The 23595-nt window shown below is 56.4% G+C and carries 19 protein-coding genes and 1 tRNA gene; 4 read left to right on the top strand and 16 right to left on the bottom strand.

Annotated features, from left to right (window positions below; translation table 11 throughout):
• Window positions 1-10: 10 nt before the first annotated feature.
• The 14 genes from rlmB to nnr all read right to left on the bottom strand — a co-directional run bounded on the left by rlmB (window position 11) and on the right by nnr (window position 15785).
• Window positions 11-745 (bottom strand): 23S rRNA (guanosine(2251)-2'-O)-methyltransferase RlmB, encoded by a 735-nt coding sequence (rlmB, locus tag A3466_RS13260; protein WP_063450927.1) that lies wholly within the window; start codon window positions 743-745, stop codon window positions 11-13.
• 63 nt (window positions 746-808) lie between these two features.
• A complete protein-coding gene (rnr, locus tag A3466_RS13265; protein ID WP_063450928.1) occupies window positions 809-3250 on the bottom strand; it encodes a ribonuclease R in 2442 nt (813 codons plus the stop codon).
• Between the two features lie 38 nt (window positions 3251-3288).
• Window positions 3289-3714, bottom strand: coding sequence for a nitric oxide-sensing transcriptional repressor NsrR (gene nsrR, locus A3466_RS13270; RefSeq protein WP_063450982.1), 426 nt, complete (start codon window positions 3712-3714; stop codon window positions 3289-3291).
• A 192-nt stretch (window positions 3715-3906) separates the two neighbouring features.
• Window positions 3907-5205 (bottom strand): adenylosuccinate synthase, encoded by a 1299-nt coding sequence (locus A3466_RS13275; protein WP_032628076.1) that lies wholly within the window; start codon window positions 5203-5205, stop codon window positions 3907-3909.
• Between the two features lie 104 nt (window positions 5206-5309).
• Window positions 5310-5507 (bottom strand): DUF2065 domain-containing protein, encoded by a 198-nt coding sequence (locus tag A3466_RS13280; RefSeq protein ID WP_063450929.1) that lies wholly within the window; start codon window positions 5505-5507, stop codon window positions 5310-5312.
• Between the two features lie 71 nt (window positions 5508-5578).
• Complete coding sequence (gene hflC, locus A3466_RS13285; RefSeq protein WP_063450930.1) at window positions 5579-6583, bottom strand: protease modulator HflC; 1005 nt, start codon at window positions 6581-6583, stop codon at window positions 5579-5581.
• 2 nt (window positions 6584-6585) lie between these two features.
• Entirely contained in the window at window positions 6586-7845 is a 1260-nt protein-coding gene (hflK, locus tag A3466_RS13290; RefSeq protein ID WP_063450931.1) for an FtsH protease activity modulator HflK, read from the bottom strand.
• Between the two features lie 56 nt (window positions 7846-7901).
• Window positions 7902-9182: a ribosome rescue GTPase HflX gene (gene hflX / locus A3466_RS13295; RefSeq protein WP_003855991.1), complete on the bottom strand. Its 1281-nt coding sequence runs from the start codon at window positions 9180-9182 to the stop codon at window positions 7902-7904.
• 74 nt (window positions 9183-9256) lie between these two features.
• Complete coding sequence (hfq, locus tag A3466_RS13300; RefSeq protein WP_006810391.1) at window positions 9257-9568, bottom strand: RNA chaperone Hfq; 312 nt, start codon at window positions 9566-9568, stop codon at window positions 9257-9259.
• A gap of 85 nt (window positions 9569-9653) precedes the next feature.
• Window positions 9654-10604, bottom strand: a complete 951-nt coding sequence (gene miaA, locus A3466_RS13305) for a tRNA (adenosine(37)-N6)-dimethylallyltransferase MiaA (protein WP_063450932.1) — start codon at window positions 10602-10604, stop codon at window positions 9654-9656.
• The gene (gene mutL / locus A3466_RS13310) at window positions 10597-12441 is read right to left on the bottom strand and encodes a DNA mismatch repair endonuclease MutL (RefSeq protein ID WP_063450933.1); all 1845 of its coding nucleotides are present in this window, start codon (window positions 12439-12441) and stop codon (window positions 10597-10599) included. The genes miaA and mutL overlap by 8 nt, the downstream gene beginning before the upstream one ends.
• Before the next feature lie 9 nt (window positions 12442-12450).
• Window positions 12451-13791, bottom strand: coding sequence for an N-acetylmuramoyl-L-alanine amidase AmiB (amiB, locus tag A3466_RS13315; RefSeq protein ID WP_063450934.1), 1341 nt, complete (start codon window positions 13789-13791; stop codon window positions 12451-12453).
• A gap of 16 nt (window positions 13792-13807) precedes the next feature.
• Window positions 13808-14269: a tRNA (adenosine(37)-N6)-threonylcarbamoyltransferase complex ATPase subunit type 1 TsaE gene (gene tsaE, locus A3466_RS13320; RefSeq protein ID WP_063450935.1), complete on the bottom strand. Its 462-nt coding sequence runs from the start codon at window positions 14267-14269 to the stop codon at window positions 13808-13810.
• Entirely contained in the window at window positions 14262-15785 is a 1524-nt protein-coding gene (gene nnr / locus A3466_RS13325) for a bifunctional ADP-dependent NAD(P)H-hydrate dehydratase/NAD(P)H-hydrate epimerase (protein ID WP_063450936.1), read from the bottom strand. Before nnr ends, tsaE begins: the two co-directional genes overlap by 8 nt.
• Here nnr and queG point away from each other — a divergent pair.
• Window positions 15784-16923, top strand: coding sequence for a tRNA epoxyqueuosine(34) reductase QueG (gene queG / locus A3466_RS13330; protein WP_063450937.1), 1140 nt, complete (start codon window positions 15784-15786; stop codon window positions 16921-16923). The two genes, nnr and queG, sit on opposite strands and share 2 nt — an antisense overlap.
• Window positions 16924-17193: 270 nt before the next feature.
• On the opposite strand, the gene A3466_RS13335 is transcribed toward queG, so the two are convergent.
• Together A3466_RS13335 and orn are read right to left on the bottom strand one after the other, a co-directional pair.
• Window positions 17194-17269 (bottom strand) — tRNA-Gly (locus A3466_RS13335).
• A 196-nt stretch (window positions 17270-17465) separates the two neighbouring features.
• On the bottom strand, window positions 17466-18011 hold the full coding sequence (gene orn / locus A3466_RS13340; protein WP_063450938.1) for an oligoribonuclease: 546 nt from the start codon (window positions 18009-18011) through the stop codon (window positions 17466-17468).
• Between the two features lie 107 nt (window positions 18012-18118).
• Between orn and rsgA the strand changes: the two genes are divergently transcribed.
• The 3 genes from rsgA (at window position 18119) to mscM (ending at window position 23580) form a co-directional block, all read left to right on the top strand.
• Complete coding sequence (gene rsgA / locus A3466_RS13345) at window positions 18119-19171, top strand: small ribosomal subunit biogenesis GTPase RsgA (protein ID WP_003855964.1); 1053 nt, start codon at window positions 18119-18121, stop codon at window positions 19169-19171.
• A gap of 97 nt (window positions 19172-19268) precedes the next feature.
• Complete coding sequence (gene asd, locus A3466_RS13350) at window positions 19269-20237, top strand: archaetidylserine decarboxylase (protein WP_063450940.1); 969 nt, start codon at window positions 19269-19271, stop codon at window positions 20235-20237.
• A 19-nt stretch (window positions 20238-20256) separates the two neighbouring features.
• Window positions 20257-23580 carry a miniconductance mechanosensitive channel MscM gene (mscM, locus tag A3466_RS13355; protein ID WP_063450941.1) on the top strand — a complete coding sequence of 1108 codons (3324 nt, stop codon included), beginning with the start codon at window positions 20257-20259 and terminating at the stop codon, window positions 23578-23580.
• Window positions 23581-23595: the final 15 nt, after the last annotated feature.

The following is a 23595-nucleotide window of genomic DNA, read 5'->3' on the forward strand; positions in this document are numbered from 1 at the left end:
GCCTTGCTGTTTATTCTCCGCGCTGGCGCACCGCTTCAAACAGGCAGATGCCCGTTGCAACGGAAACGTTCAGGGATGACACGCTGCCCGCCATCGGAATGCTGATCAGCTCGTCGCAGTGCTCGCGGGTCAGGCGACGCATGCCTTCACCTTCAGCACCCATCACCAGGGCCATGCGGCCGGTCATTTTGCTCTGATACAGGGTGTGATCCGCTTCACCGGCCGTGCCGACGATCCAGATATTCTCTTCCTGCAACAGACGCATGGTGCGCGCCAGGTTAGTCACGCGGATCAGCGGAACGTTTTCCGCCGCGCCGCAGGCCACTTTTTTAGCGGTAGCGTTAAGCTGCGCGGAACGGTCTCTTGGCACAATCACCGCATGCACGCCTGCTGCATCGGCGCTACGCAGGCACGCGCCCAGGTTGTGCGGGTCGGTTACGCCATCAAGGATCAGGAAGAACGGGTTATCCAGCTCAGCGATCAGATCCGGCAGATCGTTTTCCTGATACTGACGGCCCGGCTTCACGCGCGCGATGATGCCCTGGTGCACCGCACCTTCGCTTTTCTCATCCAGATACTGGCGGTTCGCCAGCTGGATCACGACGCCCTGCGCTTCCAGCGCGTGGATCAGCGGCATCAGACGTTTGTCCTCGCGCCCTTTCAGAATAAAGACTTCCTGAAAACGCTCCGGTGCGCGCTCCAGCAGGGCCTGCACCGCGTGGATGCCGTAAATCATTTCACTCATTGATGGTTCTCGTAATAAATATTTCCCCTCTCCCGTTGGGGAGAGGGTCAGGGTGAGGGGAAATTACTCCGCCTGCTGTTTCTTCGCCGCGCGCTTCGCTTTGGTCGCGGCCGCTATTTTCTGGGTTTTAGTCGACGGCTTTTTCGCTTTTCGGGCGTCTTTTTTTGCCGCCTTGGGCTTCTGCTTCTTTTCGCCACGGAAGGCGCTGTCTGGCTCAAAGTTTACTCTTTTACCTGCCTGACGTCGCTTGCCGCCCGCTTTACCGTTGCCGCCTTTTTTCGCTTTCTCACGCTCGGTTTTGCCGACGTTACGCGGAGCACGCTCGCTGGAGATGAGGCTGAAGTCGATCTTACGGTCGTCCATATTTACGGCTTCAACCTTCACTTCCACCCGATCGCCCAGACGGTAGGTCTGGCCGCCGGATTCGCCGATCAGACGTTGACCGACCTGATCGAAGCGGTAGTAATCATTATCGAGGCTGGAAACGTGCACCAGACCGTCGATAAACAGCTCATCCAGACGCACGAAGAAACCAAAGCCGGTGACGCTGGCAATCACGCCTTTAAAGACGTTACCAACCTGATCCAGCATAAAGTCACACTTCAGCCAGTCCGCCACGTCGCGTGTCGCTTCATCCGCACGGCGCTCGGTCATGGAACAGTGCTGACCCAGTTGCAGCATCTCTTCCATGGAGTAGTGATACCCACCGGTTTCAGTCGTGTTGCCTTTATGGCCCTGCTCATGCGCCAGCAGAAACTTGATCGCACGGTGCAGTGACAGATCCGGATAACGGCGGATCGGCGAGGTAAAGTGCGCGTAAGACTGCAACGCCAGACCAAAGTGGCCCCGATTTTCCGGATCGTAAATCGCCTGCTTCATGGAGCGCAGCAGCATGGTTTGCAGCATTTCCGCGTCAGGACGATCGCTGATGGATTCCAGCAGCTCGGCGTAATCGCGTGGCTCAGGCTTATTACCGCCAGGCAGCTCCAGGCCGAGCTCAGCCAGCACGGAGCGGAATGAGGTCACGGCTTCCGTGGTTGGATTGTCGTGGATACGGAACAGCGCAGGCTCTTTGGCTTTCTCAACGAAACGGGCCGCCGAGATGTTCGCCAGGATCATACACTCTTCAATCAGCTTGTGGGCATCGTTGCGCTGGGTCTGCTCGATACGCTCGATGCGACGCTCGGCGTTAAAGATGAACTTGGCCTCTTCACTCTCAAACGAGATCCCACCGCGCTCTTCGCGCGCCTGATCCAGCGTTTTGTAGAGGTTGTGCAATTCTTCAATGTGTTTAACCAGCGGCGCGTACTGTTCGCGCAGATCCTGATCGCCCTGCAACATATGCCAGACCTTGGTGTAGGTCAGGCGCGCATGGGAACTCATTACCGCTTCGTAGAACTTGTAGCCCGTCAGTCGACCTTTGCTGGAGATAGTCATTTCGCAGACCATACACAGGCGGTCCACCTGCGGGTTGAGGGAACAGAGGCCGTTAGAGAGCACTTCTGGCAGCATCGGTACCACCTGCGACGGGAAGTAGACCGACGTACCGCGGCTGCGTGCTTCGTTATCCAGCGGCGTGTGTGGACGCACGTAATAGCTTACGTCAGCGATAGCTACCCACAGACGCCAGCCACCACCGCGTTTTTTCTCGCAGTACACGGCATCATCGAAGTCGCGGGCGTCTTCACCATCAATGGTGACCAGCGGCAGGGAGCGCAGATCGACGCGGCCAGCTTTGGACTCTTCCGGCACTTCTTCACGCAGGTTTTCAATCTGATCTTCAACCGCTTTCGGCCAGACGTACGGAATTTCATGGGTACGCAGCGCCATATCGACGGCCATGCCGGTGCCCATGTTATCGCCCAGCACTTCGACGATTTTACCCACCGCTTTGGTGCGACGGGTTGGGCGCTGGGTGAGTTCCACCACCACCACAAAGCCCATGCGCGCGCCCATCACCTCTTCAGGTGGGATCAGAATATCGAAGCTCAGACGGCTGTCGTCCGGCACCACAAAGCCGACGCCCGCATCGGTAAAATAGCGGCCCACAATCTGGCTGGTTTTTGGCACCAGCACGCGCACCACGCGCGCTTCGCGGCGGCCTTTACGGTCAGCACCCAGCGGCTGCGCCAGGATCTGGTCGCCGTGGATACACATCTTCATCTGTTCAGATGAGAGGTACAGATCGTCTTTACGGCCTTCCACGCGCAGGAAGCCAAAGCCGTCGCGGTGACCAATAACGGTGCCTTTCAGCAGGTCGAGGCGTTCCGGCAGCGCGTAGCACTGGCGGCGGGTAAAGACCAGCTGGCCGTCGCGCTCCATCGCGCGCAGACGGCGGCGAAGGGCTTCAATTTGCTCTTCACCTTCAATGTTTAATTCAACGGCAAGTTCTTCACGATTGGCGGGTTTTTCGCGTTTTGTTAAGTGTTCAATGATGAACTCGCGGCTGGGGATAGGATTCGCGTATTTTTCGGCTTCGCGTTCCTGGAAAGGATCTTGTGACATGTCGGTTCCTCCGTTGTCAGCTCCGGTGGAAATTTTCTTCATTCCACCAGCAATAATTTATAAAGCGGTTGATTCTCTTCAACCAAATCGGCCAGCGTGTAGTTATCCAGTTCCATGAGAAAACTTTGCACGGCCTTTGAAAGCGCCTGTTTCAGGCGGCAAGCGGGCGTAATGTGGCAGAACGCGCTGCTACAGTTCACCAGAGACAAGGGCTCCAGCTCGCGTACCACATCCCCGATACGAATACTCTGTGCCGGTTTACCGAGACGGATCCCTCCATTCTTCCCGCGGACGGCAGCAACGTATCCGGCACGACTAAGTTGATTGATTATTTTGACCATATGATTACGGGACACACCGTATACCTCTGTGACTTCAGAGATACTGGTCATCTTCCCATCGGGTAACGACGCCATATAAATCAGCGCGCGTAAGCCGTAATCGGTGAAACTTGTTAACTGCACATCAACCTCAGGAAAAAGGGAAAACGCGGTCAAACCGCAGAGATATTCATTAATGATGATAAACCAGCCAGATAGTTAGCGGCTAATTTATTTGACAGACGGGGCGAAAAAGCGGAGATCCAGGAGCGGTCGCCGGATGGCGCTGCGCTTATCCGGCCTACGGGTCTCCCCGCAGGCCAGCAGTCACGAAGATTATGCGTCGAACGGGTCGCGCAGGATCATCGTTTCAGTACGATCCGGGCCGGTAGAAATAATATCGATCGGCACTTCGGTCAGTTCTTCAATACGCTTGATGTAGTCCAGCGCGGCTTTTGGCAGGCCGCTACGCTCTTTCACACCGAAGGTGGTCTCAGACCAGCCCGGCATGGTTTCGTAGATTGGCTCAATGCCTTCCCAGTCGTCAGCAGCCAGCGGCGTGGTGGTCACTTCGCGGCCATCTGGCATACGGTAGCCTACACAGATTTTCACTTCTTTCAGGCCGTCCAGTACGTCCAGCTTGGTCAGGCAGAAGCCTGACAGGGAGTTGATCTGCACTGCACGACGCACGGCAACGGCGTCCAGCCAGCCGGTACGACGACGACGACCGGTGGTCGCGCCAAACTCGTTACCCTGCTTGCACAGGAACTCGCCGGTTTCATCAAACAGCTCGGTCGGGAATGGACCCGCACCTACGCGAGTGGAGTACGCTTTGATGATGCCCAGTACATAATCCACATAACGTGGGCCCAGGCCGGAGCCGGTTGCCACGCCACCCGCGGTGGTGTTTGAGGACGTTACGTACGGATAGGTACCGTGGTCGATGTCCAGCAGTGTACCCTGCGCACCTTCAAACATGACGAAATCGCCACGCTTGCGCGCCTGGTCCAGCAGATCGGACACATCAACAACCATACCGGTCAGAATGTCTGCGATCGCCATGACGTCATCCAGCACTTTCTGGTAGTCAACAGCGTCAGCTTTGTAGAAGTTCACCAGCTGGAAGTTGTGATATTCCATCACTTCTTTCAGTTTTTCAGCGAAGGTCGCTTTGTCGAAGAGGTCGCCCACGCGCAGACCGCGACGTGCAACTTTGTCTTCGTAAGCCGGGCCGATACCACGACCGGTGGTGCCAATCGCTTTCGCGCCGCGCGCTTTTTCACGCGCCACGTCCAGCGCCACGTGATAGTCCAGGATCAGCGGGCAGGCTTCGGAGAGCAGCAGACGCTCACGAACAGGGATACCACGGTCTTCCAGACCTTTCATCTCTTTCATCAGCGCAGCGGGAGACAGCACAACGCCGTTACCGATGATGCTGGTGACGTTTTCGCGAAGAATGCCTGATGGAATAAGATGGAGGACGGTTTTTTCACCGTTGATTACGAGAGTATGGCCTGCGTTGTGACCGCCCTGGTAGCGTACAACATATTTAGCCCGTTCAGTCAGAAGATCGACAATCTTCCCTTTACCTTCGTCACCCCATTGGGTGCCCAGTACGACGACGTTGTTACCCATTTTTTTCAAAATCACCGTTTGCTTAAAAATGGATTCTACCATCGCTTTTTCAGATATACAGCACTTTTTGACCCTAAAATATGCCAATTGCGGTTAGTTTTTGATCAGCCAATCGTTTTCCTCAACATGTAGTAGATAACGATACCGGCAACCACAAGACCGCCGCCGAAACGACGCAAAATAGTGTCCGGCAGCTGGCTCATGGTTGCGATCATCCGACGCCAGGCGCGCGGATAGAGCATCGGGCCGAGGCCTTCCAGCACCAAAACCAGAGCCAGCGCGAGCCAGATCGTAGAATTCATTTTTCATCCTCATAAAAGAAAACCACCGCTCCGTGAAGAGCGGTGGTTTGAAAACTCAAACGAGCCTGAGTTTATCGCGTTGCGTTGGCCGGCGTCTTCATATAACGGAAGAAATCGCTGTCCGGACTGAGCACCATCACATCCTGGTTGCTCTTGAAGCTATTCTCGTAAGCACGCAGGCTACGGATAAAGGCGTAGAAGTCTGGATCCTGGCTGAAGGCATCGGCAAACAGCTTCGCCGCTTCGGCATCACCTTCACCGCGCAGGATACGACCCTGACGCTCAGATTCCGCCAGCGTCTTGGTGACTTCATAGTCCGCTGCCGCGCGCAGTTTTTCCGCTTCTTCCTGACCCTGTGAACGGTGACGACGGGCTACCGCTTCACGCTCGGCGCGCATACGGTTGTAGATCGCCTCGGACACTTCCGCTGGCAGGTTGATCTGCTTGATACGCACATCAACCACTTCGATACCCAGTGCCGCCATACTGTTCGGGTTGATCACCGGCACTTTACCGTTGGTTTCAGCCTGAACGCGTTCAGCCGCTTTGGCAATCGCATCATCCGCCGCCGGGGTTTCGACTTCATCTTCAGTGCCCGCAGAACCGGAGTTCAGCGCATCACGCACTTCCAGCGTCAGACGACCGCGAGAGTCGGTCACGATGTCTTTCACATCCAGACGACCAATCTCAGAACGCAGACGGTCAGAGAACTTACGCTTCAGCAGCACTTCTGCCTGAGAAACGTCACCACCGCCCGTTGCCAGGAAGTAGCGGCTGAAATCGCTGATGCGCCATTTGATGTAGGAATCAACGATCAGGTCTTTTTTCTCTTTGGTCACGAAACGGTCGGCCTGGTTATCCATGGTCTGGATACGCGCATCGAGCGTTTTCACTGACTGAATGAACGGGATCTTGAAGTGCAGACCCGGCTCATAAATCACCGGACGCTTGTCACCGTCACGCACGACGCTGCTGAACTGGAACTTGATCCCACGCTCGCCCTCTTTCACCACAAAGATTGAGGTGTAGAGCACGACCAGTGCGATGATGATGATCGCAATAACTGACTTACGCATCCTTATTCCCCCTGACGCTGGTAGTCGTTACGCTGCGCGTTAGCGCGGCGTTGGTCCATAATGTCACCATCGTTCGAAGAAGGCGTTGTGTTCGCGCTGGTGCTGCCAGACGAGGCTGGCGGCAGACGCAGCAGGTTGTTCGCACCGCTGTTGTCTTTCGCTGCCGGTGCAGAACCGCCTTTCAGCATCTGATCCAGCGGCAGAACCATCAGGTTTCCGCCCTTGCTGTCGTTAACCAGCACTTTGCGGGTGTGGCTCAGCACTTTTTCCATGGTCTCGATATAGAGACGCTCACGGGTAATTTCCGGAGCCGCTTTATATTCCGGCAGAATGCGCGCGAAGCGAGCCACTTCACCCTGTGCTTCCAGGATGGTCTGGGTCTTATACGCGCGCGCTTCTTCCAGAATACGCTGCGCCTGACCATTAGCACGCGGCTGAACTTCGTTGGTGTACGCTTCCGCTTCACGAATGTACTGCTGTTCGTTTTCACGTGCGGCAATCGCATCGTCAAACGCGGCCTTCACCTCTTCCGGCGGACGTGCAGCCTGGAAGTTGACGTCCAGCAGAGTAATACCCATGTTGTATGGACGGATGGTCTCTTCCAGCTCGCGCTGGGTATCGCTACGAATAACGGTACGACCTTCGGTCAGAATACGGTCCATGGTGTATTTACCGATAACGCCACGCAGGGCGCTGTCAGTCGCCTGACGCAGGCTGTCATCCGCGCTGGTCACGCTAAACAGATAGCGTTCTGGATCGGTCACGCGGTACTGCACGTTCATTTCAACGCGCACCACGTTCTCGTCAGACGTCAGCATCACGCCGGAGGCGGCCAGTTCACGGACGGACTCCACGTTAACCGCGGTCACGTCATCAATGAAGGTCGGCTTCCAGTTCAGGCCCGGCTCAACCAGATGGCTGAACTTACCGAAACGGGTTACCACGCCGCGTTCTGCTTCTTTAATGGTGTAGAACCCGCTGGCTGCCCAGATGATTACCACCGCAGCGGCGACAATGCCCACCACACGGCCACCCATCGGCGGGCGCGGACTCTGAGTGGAATTGCCACCCGAGCCAGAACCTTTTCCTCCACCAAGGCCACCAAGCTTTTTGCTCAGTTTGCGGAAGATATCATCCAGATCCGGCGGCCCCTGCTCGCGACCACCTTTGTTGCCATTTCCCCCAGAGTTGCCGCCTTGATTATTGCTGCTTCCCCACGGGTCGCGGTCTTGTCCGTTATTACCGGGCTGATTCCACGCCATGTATATGCTCCATATTTGTTATGCAAGGGCGAATTTTTCAGGCTTCCCCTTTCTGATCAGACGATATAGTCCGCCAGCGCAGGTTCTTGTTTACAGAGGCGACGCCAGTCAACGATCGGCATACGCACCTGCATCCCCACGCTGCCGTCATCCTCCATCCACTCTTTTTCTATCGCCTGAAGCTGATAAAACCGGCTGCGCAGCCTGCCTTCCTGTGGCGGCAGTCGCAGCGTGTGCTGAGCTACCTCACCGGAAAGACGTTCTGTCAAAGCCTGGAAAAGCAGTGGCACACCAATCCCGGCCTGAGCAGACAGCCAGACCCGAATCGGTTTGTTCTCTTCATCTCGGTCAATACGCGGCTCGAAATCGTCCAGCATATCGATTTTGTTCATCACCAACAGGGTGGGAATTTCGTGGGCGTCGATCTCTTCAAGCACCACGTTCACCGCGTCGATGTTCTCCTGCACGCGTACGTCAGCCGCATCAATCACGTGCAGCAGCAGGGTCGCCTGACGCGTCTCCTGCAACGTCGCTTTAAACGCCGCAACCAGATCGTGCGGCAGATGGCGGATAAACCCGACGGTATCCGCCAGCACCGTTTCACCGACGTCTGCAACGTCAATACGGCGCAGCGTTGGGTCCAGGGTCGCAAACAGCTGGTCTGCGGCATACACCTGGGCCTCGGTTATCTGGTTAAACAGGGTGGATTTACCGGCGTTGGTATAGCCCACCAGCGACACCGTTGGAATGTCGGCTTTGGTTCGCGCCCGACGCCCCTGCTCGCGCTGTTTCTCTACACGTTCCAGACGTGAAAGGATCTGGGTAATACGCCCACGCAGTAAACGGCGGTCGGTTTCGAGCTGGGTTTCACCCGGGCCGCGCAAACCAATCCCGCCTTTTTGTCTTTCAAGGTGTGTCCAGCCACGCACCAGACGCGTCGCCAGATGGCGCAACTGCGCCAGTTCAACCTGCAACTTACCCTCGTGGGTACGCGCACGCTGAGCAAAAATATCTAAGATCAACCCCGTGCGATCGATAACACGGCATTCGCAGAGAGCTTCCAGGTTACGTTCCTGAGCCGGAGACAGCGCATGATCAAACAGCACAACAGATGCGCCGGTTGCTTTTACGGCATCCGCAATTTCTACTGCTTTACCTTCACCAACAAAATACTTCGGGTGCGGCGCTTTACGGCTACCGGTAATCACCTGCATTGCTTCGACACCGGCGGAAGAGACCAGAGATTCAAACTCCTGGAGGTCTTCCATATCTTTGTCTTGCGAAAAATAGATGTGTACCAGCACCGCCTGCTCACCGGCGTCATAACGGTCAAACAAGCGTAAACCTCTCTAAAAAGATCAGCGGGGAACGCAGGATCCCTGGCTCCCCGTGTGGAAAACAGCCCAAAACCTTATTCGGTTTCTTCGCTGTCCTGCGCAGGAGCAGATGAACCCTGCGCGTTGCTGCCATGATGGTAGTTACTGCCAGTGCCGCCGCCAGCGTTATTGCTGTGATGAGATACCGGACGGGACGGAACAACAGTAGAAATCGCGTGCTTGTAGACCATCTGGCTGACCGTGTTTTTTAACAGGATCACGAACTGATCGAAAGACTCAATCTGACCTTGCAGCTTAATACCATTCACCAAATAAATAGAAACTGGAACACGTTCCCGACGCAATGCGTTCAGGAACGGATCTTGTAAAGATTGCCCCTTAGCCATTCTATCTTTTCCTTATATGCTTGTTTTGTACTTAGAACCTTGCGATTCTGAAAAATTGCGCACGATACGGCTTAATTGTACACATTCAGTCAGCGATATCACCAATAACCTCAATCACTTCGTTTAACGCCTGTTGTGGTTTTTCACTGTCTAACCAGTGAACGCCCTCCCAACCGCGCAACCAGGTGATCTGGCGCTTCGCTAACTGTCTCGTGGCGCAAACACCTCGATAAACCATTTCATCGTATGAAATCTCACCTTCAAGGTACGACCACATCTGGCGGTATCCCACACAACGAATGGAAGGCATGTCCGTATGCAAATCTCCACGGGCAAAAAGCGCCCGCACTTCTGCTTCAAAATCTGAAGCCAACATCTGATGAAAACGCTGCTCAATTCGTTGATGGAGCAGTTCACGGCTCGCCGGGGCGATGGCGAACTGATGCACCTGATACGGCAGAGCGTCTCCTGACGTTTGCGTCAGTTCCGTTAAAGTTTTACCCGAAATGAAAAAAACTTCCAGTGCCCGGGAAAGCCTTTGCGGATCGTTTGGGTGGATCCGCGCTGCGGCAACCGGGTCAATCTCTTCCAGTTGCTTGTGCAAAACGTCCCACCCCTGCTCAGCCGCCTGCTGCTCAATCTTCGCTCTTACTTCCGGATCGGCCGATGGCAGAGGTGATAACCCCTCCAGCAGCGCCTTGAAGTAGAGCATCGTGCCGCCCACCAGCAGCGGTATGCGTCCCGCAGCGGTAATCTCGGCCATCTCGGCCAGGGCGTCGCGGCGAAAATCTGCTGCGGAATACGCCTGTGCCGGGTCGAGAATATCCAGTAAACGGTGCGGCGCCGCACGCAGTTCGTCTGCGTTGGGCTTCGCCGTGCCGATGTCCATCCCTCGGTAAATGAGGGCTGAATCAACGCTAATCAACTCTACTGGCAAAACTTTACGTAACTCAATGGCTAACGCCGTTTTGCCGGAGGCCGTTGGCCCCATCAAAAAAATCGCCTTTGGCAGGCTCGCCTTACTTACGTCAGTCATGTTTCAGGGCGGTCATCGCCGTTTGTAAATCAACAGGTTGTAACAAACCACCCGGCGGCGCTTTCACCAGCTGCGGGCAGAGGCGTTCTACCTCCGCCAGCACGGTAATCGCCTGCGCCATACTCCACGGTGAATGTTCGCTGGCCAAATGGCGGGCGATCCACTGCGCGGTGTCGGCGGCATCAAACGTCGTTTGCTGCGCCAGGTAGCCTATCAGTTCAGGAATCAAGTTTTGTAAATTTTGTTGGCGTAAGGGTAAAGGCACTGCGCGAATTGTCACATGCTGCGCGTCCAGTACGATTTCTATCCCCATTTCAGCCAGCTGAGACTGTACGCGCCGCAAAACCCCTGTTTCCTCAGGGGATACCTTCAGGCGCACGGGGATCAGCAGCGGCTGCGCGCAGGCGGCATTGACCCCCGGGGTTAGCTGCGCCTGTTTGAGCCAGCGCTCCGCCACGGAAAGCGCCAGCAGCAGCAGTTTGCCCTCGCGTTCAAGCAGCGCCATGTCGGGAGCAACAATGGTCAGTACCCGACCAAAACTCTGGCTATGTCCATCCAGCGAAGGCGTTGAAACTGTGATCTGCTCTTTATGCTCAACGGACGGGGTATCCAGCAGCTTACGGTACAGCGCCCCCTGCTGTTTTTGATAGCCCGGCTGGGCGTTGGGATAGTTAGCGCCGGTCGGTCGCGGCGCGTTGCCCGTCGAGGCTAAACGCGGCGCAGCCGGCTCGCGCGCTACCGCCGGTTCGGCAAAATGGTTACGTCCCGCCGCCACGCGGTTTTCCGGCAACGGACGCGGCGCGGGCACTTCTTCTGCCAGCGGCAACGCCGGCTCGCCCCGCTGCTGCAATACCGCAGCAACGCCCTGATAGATAAAATCGTGCACCAGGCGCGACTGGTGGAAGCGCACCTCATGCTTGGCGGGGTGTACGTTCACGTCGACCTGATGCGGGTCGATCTCCAGATAAAGCACAAAGGCGGGCTGCTGATCGGCGCCAAGCTTGTCTTCGCAGGCCTGGCGAATGGCGTGGTTTATCAGGCGGTCGCGCATCATGCGGCCGTTGACGTAGCAATACTGGATCTCAGCAAAGGCGGCGCTGCTGGCGTTCGGATCGGCAACCCAGCCGCGAAGGGCCAGATCGCCATGCTGCCACTCAATGGCCAGCGCTTTTTCCAGGAACGGTGTGCCGCAGATTGCGCCCAGCCGACGCTCTTTTTGCCCGCCTTCCGCCACCGCGCGATACTGGCGCATCACTTTACCGTTATGGCTAAGGTTGATCGTGACATCAAAGCGCGCCAGCGCAATGCGGCGGATGATCTCGTCGATATGTCCGAATTCGGTCTTCTCGGTTCGCATAAACTTGCGGCGAGCGGGCGTGTTATAGAAGAGATCCAACACTTCCAGCGTGGTGCCGACCGGGTGCGCCGCAGGTTTAACCGTGACGTCCATATCGCGCCCTTCGGCGTAGGCCTGCCAGGCTTCCTGCTGGTCGGCCGTGCGGGAGGTCAACGTTAAGCGGGAAACGGAGCTGATACTGGCCAGCGCTTCGCCGCGAAAACCCAGGCTGATAATCGCTTCCAGATCGTCAAGGGAAGCAATTTTGCTGGTGGCATGACGCGCCAGCGCCAGGGCCAGCTCGTCCTTTTTGATGCCACAGCCGTTATCACGAATGCGGATGAGCTTAGCGCCCCCGCGTTCAATATCGATATCAATGCGGGTCGCCCCGGCATCAAGGCTGTTTTCCACCAGCTCTTTCACCACCGATGCAGGGCGTTCCACCACCTCACCGGCGGCGATTTGGTTCGCGAGCTGCGGCGGTAGAACCTGAATCGGCATGAACTCTCCTTAATTAGTCGCGGTCATCTCACCCGGCAGCGCGGCGCTCGCCGTCTGGGCTGCCCCACCCTGCGGCGCAGACTGAAGCGGATGCGCGTCAAAGTATTTACGCAGACCGTTGTAAATCGCTTCGGCAATTTGCTGCTGATAGCTGTCGCTGCCCAGTAAACGCTCTTCACCGTGATTACTGATAAAGCCCGTCTCGACCAGGATCGACGGAATATCCGGGGAGCGCAGCACGCCGAGGCTTGCATGTTCCGGACGACGCTTATGCAGCGATCCGACGCTTTGCAGCTGGTTCAGTACGTTAGTGGCGACATCATACCCGACACGCTGAGAATGACCGAACTGTAAATCCAGTACCGCCTGGCTGAGATACGGATCGGCCTGGCTGTTTGCCAGCACATCGCCTGCCCCGCCTAACAGTTCAGACTGCTTCTCGTGCTCTTCAAGCCAGTTCGCCATTTCACTGTTGGCGCGGCGGTTGGACAGCACCCAGACCGACGCGCCGGTGGCGTTACGGTTCGGCGCAGCATCCGCATGAATCGAGACCAGGAAGTTGGCGTTTTGCTTACGCGCCACATCCGAGCGTCCCATCACCGAAATAAAGTAATCGCCATCGCGGGTCATCACCCCTTTAAACATCGGATCGTCATTCAGAAGCGCACGCAGCTTACGGGCAATGGCGATGGTGACATTTTTCTCCCGCGTACCGCCCGGGCCAATGGCGCCAGGATCTTGCCCGCCGTGTCCGGCATCGATGGCGATAATCACTTTATCGCCACTCACCGGCGTACGTCGCGCGCTGACCGCCGGACGCGTCACCGTGTTGCTGCTGGTTACCGCGGTAAGACGATCATTCTGTGATTTGAACGGATTACGGGCCGGCTCAGACGGCCTTGGGGTATAAACCGGCGCTTCCACGCGTTTTGCCACAACGGGTGCCGGCGGAGGCGGCGGCGGAACATCAGCATTAATAGTAAAGACCACCGTATAATTCGCGCCGTTTTGCTGCTTAACCGCCTTCGTTTTGCCTTTTTCGGTGAGATCGACCACAAGCCGCAGAGACTGCGGATCTTTCGGCGTCCCCGAACGGATGCTTTTCACCAGATTATTGCCGCTGAACTGGAGCGGCAGCCCCTGGATCACCCCGGACTGTTTAATATCGAGCGCCACGCTGCGGCTATCGATTTGTGAGAAAGCATATTCAGGATCGCCCATAAAGCTGAACGTAATGCGGGCCTGGCTATCGCCGTTCGACACCTGAATATCCGATAGGCTGGCCGCCCCGGCCTGCGCGCACAGCAGGACCGTGGCAGCTAACACCCAACCTTTAACGCGATTAATCATCCCGTTATCCCTACGCTCAACCGGCTAAACGCGCCAGTAAGGAACAGCCTGATGAGGAAACCGCACTGATGCGCGCCTCACGCCCTTGTGCCTGGTAATCTAAGTGAATTTCGACATCCGGGTCAGGCAGCACACCCGCACCTTGTTGCGGCCACTCCACCAGGCAAATGGCGTCGTTGGCAAAGTAATCGCGGATCCCCATAAATTCCAGCTCCTCCGGGTCCGCAAGACGATATAAATCGAAGTGATACACCATGATATTTTCAAGCGTGTACGGTTCTACCAGGGTATAGGTCGGGCTTTTCACGTTCCCGTTATGGCCTAACGCCTGCAAAAAGCCACGGCTGAAGGTTGTTTTACCCGCGCCTAAATCACCATACAGATAAATGACGGTCGCCCCCTGACAGGCCTGCGCCACGCGCGTGCCGAGATCTAAAGTGGCTTGTTCATCAGGTAAAGGAATCGCTCGATTAGTCATTTTCTACGTCAATCACATCCGGGTTAACAACACGCCGCAGCGTGCAAAAAAGATCGGTGGCCAGCATACCGCGCGTTCCATAACGAGCAGCCAGGCCGTCAGCCGCCGCACCGTGGGCCACGCAGCCGGCACAGGCTGCATCATAAAGGGGAAGTTTCTGTCCGAGCAATGCGCCAATGATGCCTGAAAGCACATCGCCCATGCCGCCGCTCGCCATGCCTGCATTACCGGCATCAATAATGCCTATGGCATCATCGCTGGCAATAACGGTCCCCGCCCCTTTCAAAACGGCAACACCTCCGTAACGTTTTACCAGACGTTGGGCAGAAAGTAAGCGATCGCTTTCAATTTCTGCCACGCTACAGTTAAGTAGCCGTGCGGCTTCGCCGGGGTGCGGCGTCAGAATGCGATTGTGACGCTTATCCGGATTTATTGCCAGAAGGTTAAGCGCGTCGGCATCCCATAACATCGGTTTACGAAAATTCTCGGCCTTTTGCAGGGCCTGTTTACCCCAGCTCTGTTGCCCAAGCCCCGGACCAATCACCACCACGTCCGCCCATTCCAGGCCCTCTTCAATCGCCTGCGGGGTAAGCTCGTGGACCATCAGCTCCGGCCGCGCAGTAATAATGGGGGGAATGTTTTCGCTGCGGGTCAGCACGCGCACTAATCCGGCGCCGCTGCGCAACGCGGCCTCTCCTGTCATACGAATCGCACCCGCCGTGCCATGATCGCCACCAATAATCAGCAGTCGGCCATGGTCACCCTTATGGGAGGTGGGACGACGCCGCGGTAGCCACTGTGCAAGCTGAGACGCATCAAAGCGGGTGATATGGGTATCCTGTCCCGCCAGCCAGTTTTCAAGCCCCAAAGCATTGTGGTGTAACGTGCCCACGACATCCCGCGCTTTCCCGGTAAGCAGCCCCGGCTTCAGGGCGATAAAGGTCACGGTGTGCGCAGCCTCAATCGACACGCCAGGCGTCGCGCCGGTTTGCGCCATCAGGCCGGAGGGAATATCCAGCGCCACCACCGGTGCAGGGTGCGCGTTGGCGCGCGTAATCAGCGCGGCGACGTCATCGCGAGGCGCGCGCATCAATCCCGTCCCCAGCAGACCATCAACAATCACGTCTACGTCATCGGGCCAGACGATATCAGGCGCATGGATAACGCCTCCCGCATTCAGCCAGGCTTCTCTCGCCATGCCTGCTTCTTCCGGTAGCGGCTTGTCGCTCTCCAGCGCCAACAGGGTGACGCGCAGCCCCGCCGCTACGGCAAGACGCGCCACCACATAGCCGTCGCCACCGTTATTGCCGTGACCGCACAGTATCAGGTAGTGCGAGGCATCCGGGTAAGCCGAGAGCGCCACGTTAAATGCCGCCTCGCCCGCACGCTGCATCAGTTCGTAAAGGGTAATGCCCAGGCTGTCTGCGGCCTCTTTCTCGGCCCGTCGAAGGTCATCCGCATGCCAGATGGAGTGTGGTATACTTGCAGGGTTTTTCTTCACAGTATGGTCCGTCATGTCACAGCCCCTCGATCTCAATGAATTAGCGCAAAAAATAAAACAGTGGGGTGCTGAACTGGGCTTCCAGAAGGTCGGTATTACTGACACCGATCTCTCTGCCAGCGAGCCTAAGCTACAGGCATGGCTGGATAAACAATACCACGGCGAGATGGAGTGGATGGCGCGTCATGGTATGATGCGTGCCCGCCCCCACGAGCTGTTGCCGGGTACGTTGCGCGTCATTAGCGTACGCATGAACTATCTGCCCGCTAACGCGGCCTTTGCGCGCACGCTAAAAAATCCCTCACTGGGTTACGTCAGCCGGTACGCTCTGGGACGTGATTACCACAAACTTCTGCGCAACCGTCTAAAAAAGCTCGGGGAAACCATCCAGCAGCACTGTGTTTCGCTGAATTTTAGACCCTTTGTTGATTCTGCGCCTATTCTTGAGCGCCCGATCGCTGAAAAAGCAGGGCTTGGCTGGACAGGTAAGCACTCACTTATCTTAAGCCGCGACGCGGGCTCATTCTTTTTCCTGGGTGAACTGCTGATTGATTTACCCCTGCCGGTAGACGGTCCGGTGGAAGAAGGCTGTGGCCGCTGCGTGGCCTGTATGACCATCTGCCCAACGGGCGCGATCGTTGAACCCTACATTGTTGATGCGCGCCGCTGTATCTCTTACCTCACTATCGAGCTGGAAGGCGCCATTCCAGAAGAATTTCGCCCGCTTATCGGCAACCGCATCTACGGCTGTGATGACTGCCAGCTGATTTGTCCGTGGAACCGCTATTCACAGCTGACGAACGAAGAAGACTTCAGCCCGCGTAAAGCGCTGCATGCGCCACAGCTTATTGAACTGTTCGCCTGGACCGAAGCCTGGTTCCTGAAGGTTACGGAAGGGTCCGCCATACGTCGTATCGGCCACCTGCGCTGGCTGCGTAATGTGGCCGTTGCGCTGGGTAATGCCCCGTGGGATGAAGCCAATCTTCAGGCGCTCGAAAGCCGCAGAGGTGAGCACCCACTTCTTGATGAGCACATAGAATGGGCGATTGCGCAGCAAATTGAGAAGCGAAATGCCGGCGTGGTTGAAGTGCAGTTACCGAAGAAACAGCGTCTGGTCAGGGTGATTGAAAAAGGGCTTACGCGGGATGCGTGATATATTCACAGCCTGTGAATAAAAATAAAAAGTGAGGCGCCATAAGGCTTAGCAAACAGGTCAAGTGATCTCAATAACATTTTGAAATCAAAATTTCTTCATATAATACAGATGATTACGAAGATATTATTCACCCTGCTAACATTTTGTACAGACTGGTTTGATCGTGATTTCTGTGGATAACTCTGTTTACAAGAGTATTTCAGATACAACAGAAAACGTCCCCAACGAAGTATTTCGCTGTGGATAGTTTGAATATGAAGAAGAATTTGGAGCGGGAAACGAGACTCGAACTCGCGACCCCGACCTTGGCAAGGTCGTGCTCTACCAACTGAGCTATTCCCGCAAATCTGTACTGCTTTTGTTGCTGTCGTAACGTGTAATTCTCTGTCGTTACGGGAGGCGCATTATACGAGAAATCCGTTTAGCTGCAACCCCCCTCAAAGCGATTTTTTTGAAATTCAGTTCAAGTGCTTATTAAATCGGCAAGCTGAACAATTTAACGACAAAATACAGGCCGCGCAACGCGCCGGATCGCAAAATCAGAGCTTAATAAAGTTTTCGCGATAGTACGCCAGCTCCGCAACAGACTCGCGGATGTCATCCATCGCCTGGTGCGTCCCCTGCTTTGTGAAGCCGTCGAGAATTTCCGGTTTCCAGCGACGGGCCAGCTCTTTCAGGGTGCTCACATCCAGATAGCGGTAGTGGAAGTAGGACTCCAGCTCCGGCATGTACTTAAACAGGAAACGACGATCCTGACCAATGCTGTTGCCACAGATAGGCGATTTTCCTGCCGGTACCCACTGCTTCAGAAACTCAAGCGTCGCCAGCTCCGCTTCGCGGTCGCCCAGGGTGCTGGCCCTCACGCGTTCCACCAGCCCGCTGCCGGTATGGGTACGCACGTTCCACTCATCCATCAGCGCAAGCTGATCGTCGGACTGGTGCACGGCAATCGTTGGGCCTTCCGCCAGAATAGTGAGGTTGGCATCGGTGACCAGTGTGGCGATCTCAATAATGCGATCGCGCTCGGGATCCAGGCCGGTCATCTCCAGATCGATCCAAATCAGGTTGTTTTCGTCCGCGCTCATGTTATTTTCCACCCTTCTCGCTTAACCGGCAGTAGCAGGTTAACTAGTATTAATTAGAGTGTATCATAGAGGTTTTGCCCGCTATGGGCGACCAGGAGCCAGCGCGATTGAGTAAAAATAAACTCTCCAAAGGGCAGCAGCGCCGCGTGAATGCAAATCACCAGCGCCGTCTTAAAACCACTACGGAGAAGCCCGATTACGACGACAACCTGTTTGGCGAAGCGACAGAAGGCGTTGTGATCAGCCGCTTCGGCATGCACGCCGATGTCGAATCCGCCGACGGGGATATCCACCGTTGCAATATCCGTCGCACCATCCGTTCACTGGTGACCGGGGACCGCGTTGTCTGGCGTCCGGGCAAGGAGGCGGCGGAAGGGGTAACGGTTAAAGGTATCGTTGAAGCCGTGCATGAGCGCACGTCGGTCCTTACTCGCCCTGATTTCTATGACGGCGTGAAGCCCATTGCCGCCAACATTAACCAGATCGTGATCGTTTCGGCGATTTTACCCGAACTTTCTCTCAATATTATCGACCGTTATCTGGTGGCCTGCGAAACGCTACAGGTTGAGCCGCTCATCGTGCTGAATAAAATCGATCTGCTGGACGACGAGGCCATGGCCTTTGTGAATGAGCAGATGGATATCTACCGCAACATTGGCTATCGCGTTTTGATGGTTTCCAGCCGCACCAAAGACGGCCTGAAGCCGCTGGAAGATGCGCTGACCGACCGCATCAGCATCTTTGCAGGGCAGTCCGGCGTGGGTAAATCCAGCCTGCTTAACAATCTGCTCGGCCTTCAGCAGGAGATCCTGACCAACGATGTGTCGGACGTCTCCGGGCTGGGCCAGCACACCACCACCGCCTCACGTCTCTATCACTTCCCGCACGGCGGCGATGTGATTGACTCCCCGGGCGTGCGTGAATTTGGTCTCTGGCATCTCGAGCCGGAACAAATCTTTAACGGATTTGTCGAATTCCATGACTATTTAGGCGCTTGCAAATACCGCGACTGTAAACATGACAACGATCCGGGCTGTGCCATCCGTGAAGCGGTGGAGAACGGTGAAATTGCGGAAACCCGTTTCGAAAATTATCACCGCATTCTCGAAAGCATGGATCAGGTAAAAACGCGTAAAAACTTTTCTGATTCTGATAACTGACAACTAAGCTAAGCGTCGCTAAAATCGTCCCCTTTTTTCAGGTTCCGGCAGCGCGCTGCCGGATCAGGAACGACAAAACAATGGCCTGGAGGCTACCTTGTTAAACTCATTTAAACTTTCGCTTCAATACATTCTGCCTAAACTGTGGCTCACTCGCCTGGCGGGCTGGGGCGCAAGCAAACGAGCGGGCTGGCTGACCAAACTGGTCATCGACCTGTTCGTGAAATACTACAAGGTCGACATGAAAGAAGCGCAGAAGCCGGATACGGCAAGCTACCGCACCTTCAACGAATTTTTTGTGCGTCCGCTGCGCGACGAAGTGCGTCCGCTGAATACCGACCCGAACGTGCTGGTGATGCCTGCTGACGGCGTGATCAGCCAGCTGGGTAAAATTGAAGACGACAAAATTTTGCAGGCGAAGGGCCATAACTACAGCCTGGAAGCGCTGCTGGCCGGTAACTACCTGATGGCGGATCTGTTCCGCAACGGTACGTTCGCCACCACCTATCTCTCCCCGCGCGACTATCACCGCGTTCATATGCCGTGCAACGGTATCCTGCGTGAGATGATCTACGTGCCGGGCGATCTGTTCTCCGTAAACCACCTGACGGCACAAAACGTCCCGAATCTGTTTGCCCGCAACGAGCGCGTCATCTGCCTGTTTGATACTGAATTTGGCCCAATGGCGCAGATTCTGGTGGGTGCGACGATCGTAGGCAGCATCGAAACCGTCTGGGCGGGTACCATTACGCCGCCGCGCGAAGGCGTGATCAAGCGCTGGACCTGGCCTGCCGGTGAAGAAGAAGGCTCTGTCGCCCTGCTGAAAGGCCAGGAGATGGGTCGCTTCAAGCTGGGCTCAACGGTAATCAACCTGTTCGCACCGGGCAAAGTTAACCTGGTCGAGGAGCTGAAAAGCCTGTCCGTGACCAAACTTGGCCAGCCTCTGGCCGTATCGACTGAAATCTTTGCAACGCCAGACGTTGCGCCAGCCCCGTTGCCGGAAGAAGAGATTAAGGCCGAGCACGACGCCAGCCCGCTGGTTGACGACAAAAAAGACGAAGGCTAACAACAGAAGGATCGCTGACGTGCGCCCGATTATCGTATTACTGATGGCCTGGTGCCTCAGCATGGGGGCGTACGCAGCGACGGCCCCCGACGCCAAACAGATAACCCAGGAGCTGGAGCAGGCAAAAGCGGCGAAACCCGCTCAGCCGGAGGCCGTTGAGTCGCTCCAGTCTGCCCTGAACGCACTGGAGGAACGAAAGGGTTCCCTTGAGCGCGCCCAGCAATATCAGCAGGTTATCGACAACTTTCCCAAACTCTCTCAGACCCTGCGCTCGCAGTTAAACAACCTGCGCGATGAACCGCGCCAGGTACCCGCAGGGATGACGTCCGAGGCGCTGAATCAGGAGATCCTGCAAGTCAGCAGCCAGCTTCTGGAAAAAAGCCGCCTGGCTCAGCAGGAGCAGGAGCGGGCGCGTGAAATTGCCGACTCCCTCAGCCAGCTTCCACAGCAGCAAACCGACGCCCGCCGTCAGTTAAATGAAGTGGAACGCCGCATCGGGACACAGACGGGCAACACGCCGCAGAATCAGGCGCAAAATCTTGGGCTACAGGCTGAATCCGCCAGACTGAAAGCGCTGGTCGATGAACTGGAGCTGGCACAGCTTTCTGCCAACAACCGCCAGGAGCTGTCACGGATGCGTTCCGAGCTGGCGCAGAAGCAGAGCGAACAGCTTGATGCGTATCTCCAGGCGCTGAGAAATCAGCTCAACAGCCAGCGTCAGCGTGAAGCTGAACGTGCCCTGGAAAGCACCGAGTTGTTGGCCGAAAACAGCGATAACCTGCCTGAAAGCATCGTCGCCCAGTTTAAGGTTAACCGCGAACTTTCTGCGGCGCTGAATCAGCAGGCGCAGCGTATGGATTTGGTCGCGTCGCAGCAGCGCCAGGCCACCAATCAAACCCTTCAGGTGCGTCAGGCGCTCAACACGCTGCGCGAACAGTCCCAGTGGCTTGGCTCGTCTAACCTGTTGGGCGAAGCGTTACGGGCGCAGGTCGCGCGTCTGCCGGAGATGCCAAAACCGCAGCAGCTTGATACTGAGATGGCACAGCTGCGCGTTCAGCGTCTTCACTATGAAGACCTCCTCAACAAGCAGCCGCAAATCCGCCAGATCCGTCAGGCTGACGGACAGCCGCTTACCGGCGAGCAGAGTCGTATTCTGGAAGCGCAGCTGCGCACCCAGCGCGAGCTGCTGAACTCCCTGTTACAGGGTGGCGATACGCTGATCCTTGAGCTGACCAAGCTGAAAGTGTCAAACAGCCAGCTGGAGGATGCGCTGAAGGAGGTCAACGAGGCCACGCACCGTTATCTCTTCTGGACGTCCGACGTGCGGCCGATGACCTTCGCCTGGCCGATTGAAATCGTGCAGGATCTGCGCCGCCTTATTTCGCTGGATACCTTCAGCCAGCTGGGCCTTGCCAGCGTGATGATGTTAACCAGTAAGGAGACCATCTTCCCACTGCTGGGAGCGCTGATTCTGGTTGGCTTCAGTATTTATTCCCGTCGCCACTTCACCCGTTTCCTTGAGCGCTCCAGCGCCCGTGTGGGAAAAGTGACCCAGGATCACTTCTGGCTGACGCTGCGCACGGTGTTCTGGTCAATTCTGGTCGCGTCCCCGCTGCCGGTGCTGTGGATGACGCTCGGATACGGCCTGCGTGAAGCCTGGCCTTATCCGCTTGCCGTCGCAATTGGGGACGGCGTAACCGCCACCGTCCCGCTGCTGTGGGTCGTGATGATTTGCGCCACGTTCGCGCGGCCCAACGGCTTGTTCATCGCCCACTTTGGCTGGCCGCGTAACCGCGTGGCGCGCGCCATGCGCTATTACCTGATGAGTATCGGGCTGATTGTGCCGCTGATTATGGCGTTGATCATGTTCGATAATCTCAATGACCGGGAGTTCTCCGGCTCGCTGGGACGTCTGTGCTTTATGCTGATCTGCGGGGCACTGGCGGTGGTAACGCTCAGCCTGAAGCGCGCCGGGATCCCGCTCTATCTCGATAAGAGCGGCAGTGGCGATAACATGTTTAACCGTCTGCTGTGGAACCTGCTGCTCAGCGCGCCGCTGGCGGCAATGCTGGCGGCAGCTGTCGGCTACCTCGCCACGTCGCAGGCGCTGCTGGCACGACTGGAAACGTCGGTGGCTATCTGGTTCCTGCTGCTGGTGGTTTACCACGTAATTCGCCGCGGCATGCTGATCCAGCGTCGTCGTCTGGCGTTTGACCGCGCCAAACATCGTCGCGCAGAAATTCTGGCCCAGCGTGCGCGGGGCGAAGAAGAGCCGAACCACGTCAACAGCACGGAAGGGGCAGCGGAAGCAGACGACGTTGAACTGGATCTGGATGCTATCAGTACCCAGTCCCTGCGGCTGGTGCGCTCAATTCTGATGCTGGTTGCCCTGCTGTCGGTGATTTACCTGTGGTCGGAAATTCACTCCGCGTTTGGCTTCCTGGAGAACATCTCGTTGTGGGACGTGACGTCCACGGTGCAGGGAGTCGAAAGCCTGGAGCCCATCACCTTAGGGGCCGTGCTGATTGCGATTCTGGTGCTGATCATCACCACGCAGCTGATACGTAACTTCCCTGCTCTGCTGGAGCTGGCGCTGTTGCAGCATCTTGATTTAACCCCCGGCACGGGCTATGCGATCACCACTATCACCAAGTATTTAATTATGCTGTTTGGTGGGCTGGTGGGCTTCTCGATGATTGGTATCGAATGGTCAAAACTGCAATGGCTGGTTGCCGCCCTGACCGTAGGCCTGGGCTTTGGTTTACAGGAGATTTTCGCCAACTTCGTGTCTGGTCTGATCATTCTGTTTGAAAAACCGATTCGAATTGGCGATACGGTGACCATCCGCGATCTGACCGGCAGCGTCACCCGAATCAACACCCGCGCTACCACCATCAGCGACTGGGACCGTAAAGAGATCATCGTCCCGAACAAAGCGTTTATCACCGAGCAGTTTATCAACTGGTCGCTGTCTGACTCCGTCACGCGTGTGGTGCTGACCGTACCGGCGCCGTCGGATGCCAACAGCGAAGAGGTGACGCAAATCCTGTATACGGCTGCGGAACGCTGTTCGCTGGTCATCGATAACCCGCCGCCGGAAGTCTTCCTGGTTGATTTGCAGCAGGGGATCCAGATTTTCGAGCTGCGTATTTACGCCGCCGAGATGGGCCACCGTATGCCGCTGCGCCATGAGATCCACCAGCTGATTCTGGCTGGCTTCCGCGAGCACGGGATCGATATGCCGTTCCCACCGTTCCAGATGCGTCTGGAAACGCTGGACGGACGTAAGACGGGAAGAACGTTGACGTCAGCGGCACGTTCGCGCCCGGCGGGAAGTTTATAATCCCTTTCCCCCTCC

Source organism: Enterobacter genomosp. S, from assembly GCF_001631805.1.
Taxonomy (GTDB): Bacteria; Pseudomonadota; Gammaproteobacteria; order Enterobacterales; family Enterobacteriaceae; genus Enterobacter; species Enterobacter quasihormaechei.